Source organism: Maricaulis maris, assembly GCF_049116555.1.
GTDB classification, from domain to species: domain Bacteria; phylum Pseudomonadota; class Alphaproteobacteria; order Caulobacterales; family Maricaulaceae; genus Maricaulis; species Maricaulis maris_C.
This window is the reverse complement of record NZ_JAGDYT010000008.1, coordinates 236401-251952: the sequence shown is the minus strand read 5'-3', so window position 1 is coordinate 251952 and position 15552 is coordinate 236401. Positions and strand designations below refer to the sequence as shown.

Annotated in this window: 12 protein-coding genes; 7 read left to right on the top strand and 5 right to left on the bottom strand. The window is 63.3% G+C overall.

From position 1 onward, the window contains the following. Window positions 1-14: 14 nt before the first annotated feature. The 3 genes from JXQ94_RS11675 to JXQ94_RS11665 are packed head-to-tail and all read right to left on the bottom strand — an operon-like array spanning window position 15 to window position 4692. Window positions 15-1067, bottom strand: coding sequence for a 2-oxoacid:ferredoxin oxidoreductase subunit beta (locus tag JXQ94_RS11675; RefSeq protein WP_421923971.1), 1053 nt, complete (start codon window positions 1065-1067; stop codon window positions 15-17). Continuing rightward, entirely contained in the window at window positions 1064-2899 is a 1836-nt protein-coding gene (locus JXQ94_RS11670; protein WP_421923970.1) for a 2-oxoacid:acceptor oxidoreductase subunit alpha, read from the bottom strand. Before JXQ94_RS11670 ends, JXQ94_RS11675 begins: the two co-directional genes overlap by 4 nt. After that, complete coding sequence (locus JXQ94_RS11665) at window positions 2896-4692, bottom strand: FAD-dependent oxidoreductase (protein WP_421923969.1); 1797 nt, start codon at window positions 4690-4692, stop codon at window positions 2896-2898. Before JXQ94_RS11665 ends, JXQ94_RS11670 begins: the two co-directional genes overlap by 4 nt. Window positions 4693-5091: 399 nt before the next feature. On the opposite strand from JXQ94_RS11665, the gene JXQ94_RS11660 reads away from it, so the two are divergent. Further along, the gene (locus JXQ94_RS11660; protein WP_421923968.1) at window positions 5092-5715 is read left to right on the top strand and encodes a hypothetical protein; all 624 of its coding nucleotides are present in this window, start codon (window positions 5092-5094) and stop codon (window positions 5713-5715) included. Window positions 5716-6041: 326 nt separating this feature from the next. Here JXQ94_RS11660 and gcvA read toward each other — a convergent pair whose 3' ends face one another. Then, entirely contained in the window at window positions 6042-6977 is a 936-nt protein-coding gene (gene gcvA, locus JXQ94_RS11655) for a transcriptional regulator GcvA (RefSeq protein ID WP_421923967.1), read from the bottom strand. A gap of 116 nt (window positions 6978-7093) precedes the next feature. Between gcvA and cysG the strand changes: the two genes are divergently transcribed. From cysG to JXQ94_RS11625, 6 genes are read left to right on the top strand one after another with little or no spacing between them, the layout of a single operon-like run. Beyond that, a complete protein-coding gene (cysG, locus tag JXQ94_RS11650; protein ID WP_421923966.1) occupies window positions 7094-8494 on the top strand; it encodes a siroheme synthase CysG in 1401 nt (466 codons plus the stop codon). Further along, window positions 8491-8766 (top strand): DUF2849 domain-containing protein, encoded by a 276-nt coding sequence (locus JXQ94_RS11645; RefSeq protein ID WP_421923965.1) that lies wholly within the window; start codon window positions 8491-8493, stop codon window positions 8764-8766. Before cysG ends, JXQ94_RS11645 begins: the two co-directional genes overlap by 4 nt. Window positions 8767-8769: 3 nt before the next feature. Continuing rightward, complete coding sequence (locus JXQ94_RS11640) at window positions 8770-10407, top strand: nitrite/sulfite reductase (protein ID WP_421923964.1); 1638 nt, start codon at window positions 8770-8772, stop codon at window positions 10405-10407. Beyond that, window positions 10394-11503 (top strand): phosphoadenylyl-sulfate reductase, encoded by a 1110-nt coding sequence (locus tag JXQ94_RS11635; RefSeq protein ID WP_421923963.1) that lies wholly within the window; start codon window positions 10394-10396, stop codon window positions 11501-11503. Before JXQ94_RS11640 ends, JXQ94_RS11635 begins: the two co-directional genes overlap by 14 nt. Before the next feature lie 27 nt (window positions 11504-11530). After that, window positions 11531-12553, top strand: coding sequence for a cysteine synthase A (locus tag JXQ94_RS11630; protein ID WP_421923962.1), 1023 nt, complete (start codon window positions 11531-11533; stop codon window positions 12551-12553). Window positions 12554-12599: 46 nt separating this feature from the next. Further along, on the top strand, window positions 12600-13427 hold the full coding sequence (locus JXQ94_RS11625) for a ferredoxin--NADP reductase (protein ID WP_421924118.1): 828 nt from the start codon (window positions 12600-12602) through the stop codon (window positions 13425-13427). A 261-nt stretch (window positions 13428-13688) separates the two neighbouring features. On the opposite strand, the gene typA is transcribed toward JXQ94_RS11625, so the two are convergent. Beyond that, on the bottom strand, window positions 13689-15515 hold the full coding sequence (gene typA, locus JXQ94_RS11620) for a translational GTPase TypA (RefSeq protein WP_421923961.1): 1827 nt from the start codon (window positions 15513-15515) through the stop codon (window positions 13689-13691). Window positions 15516-15552 lie beyond the last annotated feature (37 nt).

Genomic DNA, 15552 nt, shown 5'->3' with positions numbered 1-15552 from the left:
GTTCGGCCTGCCATTCAGCGATAGCGAGCCTGAAGCTTGGCGAGCGCCGCCTTCCCCGGTGTCAGGCTTTCATAAGGGACCTGGTTGAGCGGAATTTTCGGCAGTTTGTTGGCCGCCTGCATGTCCGGCAGATCGCTGTTGAGATACAAGAGGCCTGTGCGGATCTCACCTTCGGACTTGTTCATCAACAGGGTCTCGATCGCCTGCGCGCGGTCGCGCGGATCGTAGTCACTCTCGGTCTTGCGAAGGAAGAGTTCACCACCGTCCTGCATCGTCACACGCATCGCCCCGTCCTTGTCATAGGAGCCGGTCACCTCGTCGGCATGGGCGACGAAATCCGTATGCACGAGCGGATGATAGTATTTGTAGGTATGGGCGTAGCTCTTGGTCGACCCCTTGTGATCATTGAAGGTCACGCAGGGCGAGATGACGTCGATCAGGGCAAACCCCTTGTGCTTGAGGCCGGCCTTGATCAGTGGAACAAGCTGGGTCTTGTCACCCGAGAAGGCCCGCGCGACGAAGCCAGCCCCCAGCGTCAGTGCCTGGACACACGGGTCGATCGGCATCTGGTCATTCTCGATGCCCTTTTTCGATTTCGACCCATAATCGGCCGCGGCCGAGAACTGACCCTTGGTGAGGCCATACACGCCGTTATTCTCAAGAATATACAGCATGTTGAGATTGCGCCGGATGGAATGGGCGAACTGGCCAAAACCGATCGAGAGGGAATCGCCGTCGCCGGAGATGCCGATATAATTGAGATCACCATTGGCCGCATTTGCGCCGGTCGCGACCGACGGCATCCGGCCATGCACGCAATTGATGCCGTGCGACTGGCCCATGAAATAGGCGGTCGTCTTGGACGAGCAGCCAATGCCTGACACCTTGGCCGCGCTTTCCGGCGCGAGATCGAGTTCCCAGAAGGCCTGGACCAGGGCGGCGGTGACCGAGTCGTGGCCGCAACCGGCACACAGGGTCGACATCACGCCTTCATAATTGCGGACCGACAGGCCCAGCTTGTTCTTGGGCAGGTGCTTGTCGATGAACGGCTTGCTCATGGAGGTCATGCGACGTCTCCCAGGGCTTCAAGATGGGCCGAAATGCCCTCGATGATGAATTTCGGATTGGCCGCCATGCCGGCATAATCGAGGATGGAGACCAGTTTGTGCTTGGGCGCCTCGGTCTCGTTGACGAGCAGCGAACGAAGCTGGCCATCGCGATTCTGCTCGACCACAAAGACCTCGTCATACTGGTCAATGAAGTGGTCGACCTCGGCATTGAACGGGAAGCCACGAACGCGCAGATAATCCAGGTTCACGCCGTTTTCGGCGAAGCGGTCCAGCGCTTCCAGGACCGCGCCATCGCAACCACCGACCGAGATGATCGCGCGCCGGGCGTCCTGGCCGCAGCGTGTGATGACCGGGGCCGGCACGGCATTGGCGGCATTCTCCCACTTGGTGGTCAGCCGATCGAGCACTTCCTTGTACTCGTCACTGTCCTCGGTGTAGCCGCCCTTCCAGTTATGGCCCGATCCACGCGTGAAATAGGCGCCCTTGGGATGGGTACCCGGCAGGGTGCGATAGGGAATGGCATCACCGTCACGGTCTTCATAGCGGTAGAATTTTTCCAGTTTCTCGATTTCGTCGGCGGTCAGGACCTTGCCGCGATCAGGCTGGTAGCTGTCATCCCATTCCAGCTCCGGGATCATCCAGTCATTCATGCCGATATCGAGGTCGGTCATGAAGAAGACCGGCGCCTGGAAGCGCTCGGCAATGTCGAAACTCTGTACTGCCATCTCGAAGCATTCCTTCGGATTGGCCGGAAAGAGGAGGATATGCTTGGTATCGCCATGGCTGGCATAGGCCGCCAAGGTGATATCGCATTGCTGGGTCCGCGTCGGCAGGCCGGTTGAGGGGCCGGCGCGCTGGACGTCGAACAGCACCACCGGGACCTCGCCATAATAGGCAAAGCCGATGAACTCGCTCATCAGGGAGATGCCCGGCCCGGAGGTCGGCGTGAAGGAGCGCGCTCCGTTCCAGCCGGCGCCGATCGCCATGCCGATCGAGGCCAGCTCGTCCTCGCCCTGGATGATGCAGAAATTCTTCTCGCCGGTGTCCGGGTCGACGCGGAACTTCTCACAGAAGGCCTTGAAACCGTCCATCAGCGAGGTCGAAGGCGTGATCGGATACCAGGCGCCGAAAGTCGCGCCGGCATAGACGCAGCCCAGCGCGGCGGCGGTATTGCCGTCGATCATGATGTGACCGGCGGTCTTGTCCATGGGCTCGATCCGCAGCGGCAGCGGATCGGGATAGTGCTCGCGCACATAATCCAGGCCCAGCCCGATCGCCTTCATATTGGCGTCGATGAGATGGTCCTTGGTCCCGAACATCTCCTTGACCAGGTTACGGATGACGTCGACATCCAGCCCGGTCAGGCCGGCGACAGCGCCGACATAGGCCATATTCTTCATCAGCACGCGGGTGCGGGCATTGTCAAAGGCGGCATTGACCAGACGGGCCAGGGGCACACCAATCGCGGTGACATCCTCGCGCGCATGCAGGTCGGGGCGCGGCCAGGTCGAGTCGTAGAGCAGGAAGCCGCCCGGCGAGACATCAGCGAGGTCTTGCTTGTAGGTCTCCGCATTCATGGCGACGATGAATTCCGCCGTGCCGGAGCGGGCCATATAGCCGTCCTTGGTCAGGCGGATCTCATACCAGGTCGGCAGGCCCTGGATGTTGGAAGGGAAGAGATTCTTGCCGACCACCGGCACGCCCATGCGGAAGATCGCCTTCATCAGCAGACCATTGGCCGAGGCTGACCCGGTACCATTCACATTGCCGATCTTGATGACGAAGTCGTTGACCCGGACTTCGTCTGACACGTCCACGAGATCCTTCATTCGGCAGCCACTTTCTTCGTTTCATCGTCGACATGCGGAATGAAGATGTCGGCATCCTGCATGTCCCAAGCGGCCGTCGGGCAGCGCTCGGCGCACAGACCGCAATGCAGGCAGAGATTTTCGTCCTTGACCATGACCCGCCCCGTATCCTTCAGCGGTTCGGAGACAAACAGGTCCTGGTCCTTGTTGGTGGCGGGAATCCGCAGCGATTGCCGCAGCTCGCTTTCTTCGGCAACCGGCACAATGGACAGGCAATCGACCGGGCATATATCCATGCAGGCATCGCATTCCTTGCACAGCGGCGCTTCGAACACGGTCTGGACGTCACAATTGAGACAGCGCTGGACCTCGGTCGCGATCTGCTCGGCGGTATAGCCCGTCTCCACTTCCATCTTGCGATTGGACAGGCGCGCCTTGAGCTCGGCCAACGGCATCTGCCGACGATGCTCGCCGGTATAGCTGTTGGAATACATCCACTCATTCACGCCCATCTTGGCGGATTGCAGATTGACCCCGCGCGGCAGCCGCGCGGTCATGTCGGTCGCCTCGCAATGCTTGTGGATCGAGATCGCCGCCTGATGGCCATGCTCGACGGCCCAGATGATATTCTTGGGACCAAAGGCACTGTCGCCGCCAAAGAAGATGCCCTTCCGGGTCGATTCGAAGGTCGTCTCGTCAACGACCGGCACGCCCCATTTGTCGAACTCGATACCGATATCGCGCTCGATCCAGGGGAAGGCGTTTTCCTGACCGATGGCCAGGATGACGTCCGTGCAGGGGATGATCTTGGTGCCGGCGACCTTCGTGTCGGTGATCCGGCCATCGTCGTCGAGCTCATACGCCATCAGCTCGAATTCCATGCCGGTCAGCTTGCCATTCTCGACCACGAAGCGTTTGGGCGAGTGATTGACGAGGATTTCGACATTCTCGTCTTCGGCGTCTTCCAGCTCCCAGGGCGACGCCTTGAAGAATTGCCGCGGCTTGCGGGCCATCACCTTCACATCGTCGGCGCCCAGACGCAGCGAGGTGCGGCAGCAATCCATTGCCGTATTGCCGACCCCGATGATCAGGACCTGCTTGCCGATCTTCTCGACATGCTCGAAGGCGACGCTTTCCAGCCAGTCAATGCCGATATGGATATTGGCATCGGCCTCGTCGCGCCCCTCGATATTGAGGTCCTTGCCCTTGGGTGCGCCGGAACCGACGAAGACCGCGTCATAGCCGCTCTCGGAGAGCGCCTTGAGGCTTTCGATCCGATGGCCGGTCTTCAGCTCGACACCCTGGTCAAGGATATAGCCGATTTCCTCGTCCAGCACTTCTTCCGGCAGACGGAAGGAGGGAATATTGGCGATCATCAGCCCGCCGGGACGGTGATGGGCCTCGAAGATCGTGCACTCATAGCCCAGCGGTGCCAGGTCATTGGCGACGGTCAGCGAGGCCGGCCCAGCCCCGATCAGGGCGATCTTCTTGCCATTGGTGCTGGCCGGCTTTTGCGGCACGAGATGTTTCACCTCGTCGCGATGATCGGCTGCGACCCTTTTGAGACGGCAGATCGCGACCGGTTCTTCCTCGACCCGGCCACGCCGGCAGGCGGGTTCGCAGGGACGGTCACAGACCCGGCCGAGAATGCCCGGGAAGACATTGGACCGGCGATTGACGAGATAGGCTTCGGTGAAATCACCTTGCGCAATCAGGCGGATATACTCAGGCACCGGCGTGTGCGCCGGGCATGCCCACTGGCAATCCACGACCTTGTGATAATAGTCGGGATCGCGCGTATCGGTCGGCTTCATGCTCCTCACCCCGGGCTCTCACCCGTTCCGTATTATGGGCCGGCGACCGTCAAGGGCCGCAGAATTCCTGCCATTCTCACATGGTGAACGCCGCAAGGGTCAAGCGATTTCCCCCTTAAGCGACCGTTTGCGAACGGGTTTGTTTGTTAGTGCGAGTGAATTGCATCATGGTGACGGTAACAGGGACGGATGCTCAGGTCCTCGCCCTCGATGGGCGAGGTGGCTGGGCGCGCAGCGACCAGACGGAGTGGGTGATGGACGGCGGGTGACCGAACGCTAGCGCGTTTCACCCCTTCCGGCCCTACGGGCCACCTTCCCCATCAAGGGGAAGGACCCGGGGCGCGGTCTTCACGCAACAACCGGATTGTGCTGACCAAGCACATCGCCCACCCTCCTCACATGACACGCCCAACACCCCTCCAGAATCGCGTCACCCCGACCGGCGAGATTTGCGCCCACGCGGCCCGCGGCACGCTGATGGGCAATCGCGGAATCCTGCATGATGGCCGCCAACAACTCGGCACGGCGCGCTGGAAGCACCAGGCCTGGGTCACCTGCACGCTCAGCTTCAAGAGTGTCCGCCGCCCGCTGATGAAGCCCGGCAACTACACCGAGCTCTTCTTCACCGACGAAGCCGTCGCCCTCGCCGCCGGACACCGCCCCTGCGCGGAATGCCGGCGGGCGGATTTCAATCGCTTCCGGGATGCTTTTGCCAAGGCACATCCGGACTTGTCACATAGCGCGCCGGACATGGATCGCCTGCTGCACAAAGCCAGGGTGGCGTCACGGTCGCGAAAGCAGGTGACATATGAGGCCGCACTGGCGGATCTGCCGGACGGTGTGTTCTTTCAGGTGGGGACGGATGCGCTGGTGCGGTGGCAAGGATGTGTGTGGGCATGGTCGTTTGAGGGGTATTCAAGCTGGTCGCGCGCCATGCCGGAATACGTTGAAGTCCTCACGCCGGAACCGACGGTGAAGGCGATTGCCGCCGGGTACAAACCCGACTGCCAGGCTGGCGTTTAAAACCCCCGCATTTTTCCCGGACGCGCATCGCGCGATCCGGGGCCGACGGGAGACTCATCACAACCGGAAAGGCGGGTTGGTCCCGGCGCTCCGACCTGCCTGCGCAGGTCTCCGGCCGGGAAAAATACAGTTTGGATTGGAGGCGCCTCGCGCGGAACTACCCATTCATGCCTTGTCAGCCAGCGGGCGCTATCCGGTTTTCAAGCTCAAGGGTAAAACCGCGCAGCGGCACCTTCGCGCCCTTGACCTTGAAAACCGGATAGCGCGAACTCTCGGCAAGCGATGAATGGGCAGCTGCGCGCCTTCGCGCTCCTTTTCACCCCCCCTCACAACTCATCCACTGAATGCTCATGCACCCGCGCCTCCGCCTTCAGCCAGGCGATGAAGGCTTGCGCGTCCGGACTGAGCGGGCGGTTTCTCGCCGTGACGATGTGGTAGGCCGAACGGACCGGTGTCGTGCCATCGGCGAAGAGCGCCACCAGGCGACCCGAAGCGAGGTCGTTCTGGACCAGGGCCCGCTTGGCCAGCGCCACGCCGCGGCCGGCAACGGCGGCATCGATCACGAGGGCCGACTGGTTGAAACGCACCCCACCAGCCACATCGACCCCGCGCACATTGCGGGCCTTCAGCCAGGAGGCCCAGTCGGCACCATCAACCTCGGTTTCCGGTGAGGCGTCGTGCAGCAGGGTCTGGCCGCGCAGGTCCTGAGCGCGGGCGAGCGCGGGTCCGTCGCGCAACAGGTCCGGCGAACAGACCGGCAGCACTTCCTCGGCCAGCAGGGCCTCCTCATTCAACGTCATGTCCCCGCCGGGACCGTAGCGAATGCCCAGATCCGCCGCGCCGGCGGCCAGGTCGACCCGCTCGGACGTGGCCGCAATCCAGACCTCGACGCCTGGCACTTCCTCCTGGAAACGGAACAGGCGCGGCGCCAACCATTTGCCGGCAAAGGACGGCGCGACCGAGACCGTCAGCGCACGCCGATGGACCGGTTGACGCATCAGGGAAACCGCGCGTTCGAGCGTCTCGAAGGCTTCCGATGTCACCCCGGCTGCGGCGCGGCCCGCCTCGGTGAGGCTCAAACCGCGTCCCTGGCGGACGAAAAGCGGCGCGCCGACATGCTCTTCCAGCTGCCGTATCTGCTGACTGATGGCCCCCGGTGTGACCGCCAGCTCGTCAGCGGCGCGGGCGAAACTCTCAAGCCTTGCGGCGGCTTCGAAGGCGCGCAGGGCATTGAGGGGGGGAAGGCGGGACGTCTGGACCATGGCATGAGTTTAGTTTTTCTAACGCCAAAAGCCAATAATCGTCGTTTGAAATCACTGCATCGAATAGAAATATTGAACTCGTCGCGCCATGAAGGCGCAGGATTGGACGAGTGACCATGCGTGTTTTCCCTGCTTCCATACCCTTGGATGGGCAGACGGTGATCGTCGTCGGGCAAGGCCCGATGGCCGAGCCAAAGGCACGCCTGTTCGCGTCATCCCCAGCCCGGTTGCTTTGGTTCACCGGTGAGTCCAGCGATCCTGTTGCTTCGGATATTGCCCAGTATGCGAAGATCATACGCCGTGTGCCGACACGGCGGGACTTTCGTGGCGCGACATTGATTTTCCTCGCCGGCGGCGAAGCGCGCGCGCTCGACAAGCTGGCCCGTTGGGGGCGCGGCCAGGGTGCACTGGTCAATATCGTCGACAGCCCTGCCGCCTCGGATTTCCAGACTCCGGCCATTGTCGACCGCGACGGCATCGTCGTTTCCATCGCCTCGGGCGGGGCCGCGCCGGTCCTGTCGGTCGATATCCGCGCCGCAATCGAACAAATCCTGCCGGCACGCGTCGGGGTCATCGCTGATCTCGCCCGCGAGCTGCGTGGTACGGTGAAATCGGTCCTCAACAAATTCGACGACCGCCGCGCCTTCTGGGAACGCGCCCTGCGCGGCAAGGCCCGTGACCTCGCGCTCGCCGGCCACAAGGCCGGTGCCCGACGCGAAATGCTGCGCGAGCTGAATGGTGAGACCACCGAACCTACCGGCATTGTCCATCTGGTCGGCGCTGGCCCGGGTGATCCCGATCTCCTCACCCTCAAGGCCGCCCGTCTCCTGCGCGAAGCGGATGTCATCGTCCATGACCGTCTGGTGTCCGACGGTGTGATGGATCTGGCCCGCCGCGACGCCCTGCGGATCGATGTCGGCAAGACCAAGGGCCATCATCCTGTCTCGCAGGAGCAGATCGGCGAAATCCTGGTCCGCGAGGCCCGCAAGGGTCAGCGCGTGGTCCGCATCAAGGGCGGCGACCCGTTTGTCTTCGGCCGCGGCGGCGAGGAGCTGGATGTGGTCCGCGCCGCCGGGATCGCGGTCGAGGTGACGCCGGGCATCACCGCCGCAGTCGCTTGCGCCGCCTCTGCCGGAATCCCGCTGACCCATCGCGACCACGCCCAATCGGTGACCTTTGCCTCGGGTGTGGTCAAGAAGGACGGGCCGGACCCCGACTATCGCGCCCTGTCGGCCGCCAATTCAACCACTGTCTTCTACATGGGCGTCGGCGCCGCGCCGGATATCCAGGCGAAGATGGTTGCGGCCGGACGGAATCCCTCCACCCCGGTCGCCCTGATCGAGAACGGGACGCTGGACACGGAGCGGCGCGTCTACGGCACGCTCGGCGATCTCGCCGGTCTGGTGACCCGCGACGCCATCAGCGGCCCCACCATCATGATCGTCGGCGACGTCGCCGGTACCGCCATCAGCCAGGCCACGACCACGACCACGACCGGCCGGGAGCAATTCGCATGAAGACCGTGACCGCCAACCGCCTCACCGATGGCCGGGTGATCTACCGCGCCGCGACCGGTGCATGGACGACCGAGCTGGCCGACGCCGCCCGGCTCGACGCCGATGAGGCTGATGCCGTCCTCGAGCTCGCCTCCGGTGAAAGCCATATCGCCGTCGGCGCCTATCTGATCGAGCTCGCCCAGGACCTGCCTGGTGGCCAGAAATGGCGCCGCGAAGGCATTCGGCTCACCGGTCCGACGACCGGCTCCACCCACGTGCAAGCGACGGCCTGACCGATGTACAAGTATGACACCTATGATCACGCCATGGTGGCCGACCGGATCGCGGAGTTTCGCGACCAGGTGACGCGTCGTCTCGATGGCCGCCTGACCGAGGAGCAGTTCAAGCCGCTGCGCCTCATGAATGGCGTCTATCTGCAACTGCACGCCTATATGCTGCGGGTCGCCATCCCCTACGGCACACTGAACAGCAAGCAGATGCGGACCCTCGCCGGAATCGCGCGGGATCATGACAAGGGCTATGGCCATTTCACCACGCGCCAGAACCTGCAATACAACTGGCCCGCGCTTGTCGACATTCCGGACATTCTCGACCGCCTCGCCGCAGTCGAAATGCACGCCATCCAGACCTCGGGCAATTGCATCCGCAATGTCACGGCGGATCCGTTCGCCGGTGCCGCAGCCGACGAGCTGGAAGATGGTCGCCCCTGGGCCGAGATCATCCGGCAATGGTCGAGCTTCCACCCGGAATTCACCTTCCTGCCGCGCAAGTTCAAGATTGCCGTCAACGGGGCCAAGGCCGACCGCGCCGGCATCCGCGTCCATGATATCGGCCTTCAGATCGTCAGGAATGAGGCCGGTGAAACCGGGTTTGAAGTCTGGGTCGGGGGCGGTCAGGGCCGGACGCCGCGCCTGGGCCATCTGATCAAGCCCTTCCTGGCACCGGAAGACCTCCTCTCCTACCTCACAGCCTGCCTGCGCGTGTACAACCAGCACGGTCGTCGCGACAATCTCTACAAGGCCCGGATCAAGATTCTCGTCGAGGCGCTGGGTCCGGAGGCCTATGGCCGCCAGGTCGCCGATGAGTGGAGCGTGATCCGCGAGGGCGAGCTGAAACTTCCCGAAGCCGAGATTGCCCGCATCCGCCGCTTTTTCGACCTGCCGAAACAGGTCGAGCCAACACCCGTTCCGGTCACGGAAAACCACGCCTTCGCGCGCTGGCTTGACCGCAATCGACGCGACCATGCGGTCGACGGCCTGTCGTCACTGGTCATTTCCCTCAAGCCGATTGGCGGCACACCGGGCGACATTAGCGACGCCCAGATGGAGGCCGTGGCCGATCTGGCCGAGCGCTACGGTTTCGACGAAATCCGCGCCACGCCGGACCAGAATCTGATCCTGCCCCATGTTCGCAATGGCGATCTGGAAGCGGTCTGGAGCGGTCTCGTGGAGGCCGGGCTGGCCACCGCCAATGCCGGTCTGGCGACCGATATCGTGGCCTGCCCGGGACTGGACTATTGCAATCTCGCCAATGCGCGCTCCATCCCGATCGCCCAGGCGATCTCCAACCTGCTGGACGAGACCGGCCTGTCGGAAAAAGCCGGCGATGTGACCATCAAGATTGATGGCTGCATCAATGCCTGCGGCCACCACCATGTCGCCCATATCGGCGTGCTCGGCGTCGATAAGCGCGGCGAGGAATTCTACCAGATCACGCTGGGCGGTGCCTTCGGGACCGATGCCGCCATCGGCTCCATCATCGGCAAGGGTCTGGCCGGCGAGGACGTCCCCGCCGCCATTGCCCGCCTGCTGCACACCTATCTTGAAATTCGCGCTGACGACGAGCGCTTCATCGACACGCTGCGCCGTGTCGGATCCGACGCCTTCAAGGAGGCCATCTATGCTGACGCTTGATCGCACACCCGACACCCATCCCGTCGCCGACGCCCAGCTGGCCGCCGGCGGGGGACTCATTGTCGAATTGCCCGGCGATGCTGACTGGCGCGAGGCCAAGGCTGAAATCGCCGGCGCCGTGAGGGTCGATATCCGCTTTGGAAAATTCAATGATGGCCGCGGTTTCACCCTGGCCGCCCAGCTGCGCGAGCGGGTTGGCTATACCGGCAAGCTGCGCGCCGTGGGCGACCTCATCCCCGATCAGGCCCAACACCTGATCCGCGTCGGCTTTGATGATGTCGATCCGGACCGCAAGGGGCTGGACGCCGACTGGGCGCGCGCGCGCACCCGTTTCACCCACGCCTATCAACCCGGGCGCGGCAATGTCACACCGCTCTTCCGTCACCGTCACAACCAGCCGGTGGACGATCTCGCCGCGATCAATGCCCGCTATCGTGAGATGAGCCCGCAGGACATCCTGCGCGATGCGATCGAGCAGGAATGGGTCGGCAAGCTCGCCATTCTCTCCTCCTTCGGTGCCGAGGCCGCGGTCGGCCTCCACATGATGGCCCAGATCGACCCGGCCACGCCGGTCATCTTCCTCGATACCGGCCGTCTCTTTGCACAGACCGAGCAGTATCAGCGCCAGCTCACCGAACAGCTCGGCCTGACACAGATCCGTGTGCTGACGCCGGACAGTGATGCTGTCGCCGACGAAGATGGTGACAACCGCTTGTGGAGTCGCGATCCCGATGCCTGCTGCGCCCTGCGCAAGGTCCGGCCGCTGGACGCGGTGATCGGCGAGTACGACGCCCTGATCACGGGCCGCAAACGTTTCCACGGCGGCGGCCGGATGCGCCTGCCGGTGGTCGAGCGGATCAATGGCCGCGTCCGCGTCAATCCGCTGGCCAATTGGGACGCCACTGCGATCGAGGACTATTTCCGTCGCTTCGATTTGCCGCGACATCCGCTGAGCGATATGGGGTATGCCTCAATCGGGTGCTGGACCTGCACCGCGCCGGTCGAGGCGGATGGCGATATTCGCTCCGGTCGCTGGCGCGGCCAGTCCAAGACCGAGTGCGGAATTCACACCGCCGCCCCGATCGCGGCCGAATAAGAAGAACTGACGAAAGGACACTGCCCCGTGTCTGCCCAACATGTGCTCGACCTGATTGGCAATACCCCGCTGATCCGGCTCGATGGCCCGTCCGACGCGACCGGCTGTGAAATCCTCGGCAAGGCCGAATTCCTCAATCCGGGCGGCTCCGTGAAGGACCGCGCCGCGCTCAATATCGTGCGTGAAGCCGAATCTGACGGCACGCTCAGGCCCGGCGGGACCATCGTCGAGGGTACGGCCGGCAATACCGGTATCGGGCTCGCCCTGGTTGGCGGCGCGCTGGGCTATGACGTCATCATCGTCATGCCCCGCACCCAGTCGGAAGAGAAGAAAGCGGCGATCCGCTCCTTTGGCGCGCGCCTGATCGAGGTCGACGCCGCCCCCTTCTCGAGCCCCAACCATTTCGTCCATTACTCGCGACGCCTGGCTGAGGAACTCAATGCGAGCCAGCCCAAGGGGGCGATCTGGGCCAACCAGTTCGACAATCTCGCCAACAAGCGCGCCCACGCGCTGACCACCGGCCCGGAAATCTGGGAGCAGACGGGCGGCGGGATTGACGGCTTCATCTGTGCGGTCGGGTCCGGCGGCACGCTGGCCGGCGTCGCCGACGCCCTGCGCGCCCACAAGCCTGACATCGCCATTGGCGCAGCGGACCCCGCTGGCGCGGCCCTGTTCAATTATTTCACCAGGGGGGAGCTCAAGGGCGAAGGCTCCTCGATCACCGAGGGGATTGGCGTCAATCGCATAACCGGCAATCTGGAAGGCCTTGAGGTCTCCCACGTCTACCGGATTGAAGACGCCGAGATGCTGCCCATCCTGTTCGACCTGGTGAAAGGCGAGGGCCTGTCCCTGGGCGGCTCGGCCGGGATCAATATCGCCGGCGCCATGCGCCTGGCCCGTGATCTGGGGCCGGGCAAGACCATCGTGACCATGCTGTGCGATAGCGGTGCCCGCTATGCCGGCAAACTCTTCAATCCGGACTTCCTGTCCTCGCGGGGCTTGCCTGTTCCGCCCTGGGCCGATACCGAAGCGCCGCGCGTGACGGCCTGACAATCCATTCCCGGACGGCCTCACCCTGACAATCGAGTACGAGATGATGACGATGACCGCGACCGCGCCTGCCAAGAAAAATGCCGTTTCCGCCAAGCCCGGCCCCTACACGGTCGAGACCGTGCTGTCGGTGACGCATTACACCGACCGGCTCTTCCATTTCCGCATCACGCGGCCGGACGCCTTCCGCTTCCGCTCGGGCGAATTCATCATGATCGGCCTGCCCAAGGAGGACGGAAAGCCGCTCCTGCGCGCCTATTCGATCGCCAGCCCCTTCTGGGATGAAGCCCTGGATTTCTACTCCATCAAGGTTCCGGACGGGCCTTTGACCTCGCGCCTCCAGCACATCAAGGAAGGCGATGAAGTCCTGCTCGGCCGCAAGCCGGTCGGCACGCTGGTGCTCGACGCCCTCAAGCCCGGCAAGCGCCTCTACATGGTCTCGACCGGCACCGGTATCGCGCCTTTCGCCAGCCTGATCCGCGACCCCGAGACCTATGAAAAATTCGACCAGGTCATCCTCACCCACACCTGCCGCGAAGCCGCCGAGCTGACCTATGGCGTCGAACTGGTCGAGGCCGTGAAGGACGACGAGCTGATCGGCGAGTTCGCCCGCGAAAAACTCGTCCACTTCACCTCGGTCACCCGCGAGGACGGCCCGGTCAAGGGACGCGTCACCGACATGATCGAAAGCGGCGAATTGTTCGACCGCCTCGGCGTCCCGCCGCTCGACCCCGCAGTCGATCGCGTGATGATCTGCGGCTCGGAAGGTCTGTTGAAAGACGTCAAACAAATCTGCCTCGACCGCAATTTCGTCGAAGGCTCCAATGCAGCGCCGGCGGATTTCGTCGTCGAGAAGGCGTTCGTGGCGACCTAGGAAGCAGGTCCCCGCAGGCTAGGGGAGGAAGATCGCCCGACAGGGCGGGACGCCGCAGGCGGCGTGGTCATTCCCCACATCCATCTTTCTTCATTCTTCCCGGAGGCGCGCAGCGCCATCCGGGGCCGACAGGAGACTCATCGCCTGACGCGGGGTCGAGTCGGTCCCGGCTCTCCACTCCGCTTCCGCGGGGCTGCGGCCGGGAAAAATGTGATTTGGGTTGAGAGAGGCATGGTTTCAATCTGCCTGCCTCCCGCATCCCTATTCCTTGGAACGCGACGCCTTCTTGCGCTCGTGTTCCTTCAGGAAGGTCTTGCGGATGCGGATGGTCTGGGGGGTCACCTCGACGAGTTCGTCGTCATTGATGAATTCCAGCGCGTATTCCAGGGTCAGCTTGATCGGGGTGGTCAGGACGATGTTCTCGTCGGTGCCCGAGGCCCGCATGTTTGTCAGCTTCTTGCCCTTGGTCGGGTTCACGATCATGTCGTCATCGCGCGAGTTCACGCCGATGATCATGCCTTCATAGACCTCGACCGCATGGCCGACGAAGAGCTTGCCGCGTTCCTGCAGGTTGAACAGGGCAAAGCCCAAGACCTTGCCGTCAATCATCGAGACCATGGCCCCGTGGTGACGCTGGCCGATCTCGCCACCGGTCTTCGGGGCGTAATGATCGAAGGAGTGGAACATCAGGCCGGTGCCCGAGGTCAGGGTCAGGAATTCCGAGCGGAAGCCGATCAGGCCGCGGGTCGGGATGACATAGTCGATGCGGACCCGGCCATGCCCGTCCGGCACCATATTCTTCATCTCGGCCTTGCGCTGGCCGAGCTTTTCCATGACGCCACCTTGATGATCTTCCTCGAGGTCGACGGTCAGGGTCTCATAAGGCTCGCACAGGACGCCATCGACTTCCTTGATGACAACACGCGGACGGCCGACGGCCAGCTCGAAGCCTTCGCGGCGCATGGTCTCGATCAGGATGGACAGGTGCAGTTCGCCACGTCCGGAGACTGTGAACTTGTCCGGATTGTCCTGCTGCTCGACCTTCAGCGCCACATTGTGGATCAGCTCGCGCTCGAGGCGTTCCTTGAGATTGCGCGAGGTCACATATTTGCCTTCGCGACCGGCAAACGGGCTGTCATTGACCTGGAAGGTCATGGACAGGGTCGGCTCGTCGACGGAGAGCAGCGGCAGGGCCTCGACCGTCTCGGGATCGCACAGCGTGTCCGAGATTTTCAGATTGTCGATGCCGGTGAAGGTGATGATATCGCCGGCCTGGGCATCCTCGCGCTCGACGCGCTCGAGACCGTGGAAGCCGAAAATCTGCTGGACCTTGCCCTTCACTTCGCGGCCATCGGCCTTGGCGACCGTGACCGGCTGGTTGCGGGCGACGCGACCACGGGCCACGCGGCCGATACCGATCACGCCGGTGAAAGAGGAATAGTCCAGCGCCGAGACCTGCAGCTGCAGCGGACCGTCAGGATCAACATCCGGACGCGGCGTATGGGCCGTGATCATCTCGAAGAGCGGTTCCATGTCGGTGCCGACAGTCCCGGCCTCATTGGCCGCCCAACCCTGCAGGGCAGAGGCGTAGACAACCGGGAAGTCGAGCTGCTCATCGGTCGCGCCCAAGCGGTCGAAGAGATCGAATGTCTGGTCGACAACCCAGTCCGGACGGGCCGAGGGACGGTCCGCCTTGTTGATCACGACGATCGGCTTGAGACCGCGGGCCAGCGCTTTCTTGGTCACGAAGGAGGTCTGCGGCATCGGACCGTCAACTGCATCGACCAGCAGGAGGACGCCATCGACCATGGACAGGACGCGCTCCACCTCGCCGCCGAAGTCGGCGTGACCGGGCGTGTCGACGATATTGATGTTCCAGTCACCCCAGGTGACCGCTGTATTCTTGGCCAGGATGGTGATGCCACGCTCTTTTTCCAGATCGTTGGAATCCATCATGCGCTCGGACACAGTCGCGCGCTCGCCGAGCGTTCCGGACTGTTGCAGCAGCTGGTCGACCAGTGTGGTCTTGCCGTGGTCAACGTGCGCCACGATGGCGATATTGCGCAGCTTGTCGAGGGACGCGCTCATGATGTCATTCCTGTCGTGAAAAGGCGCGCCCTCATAC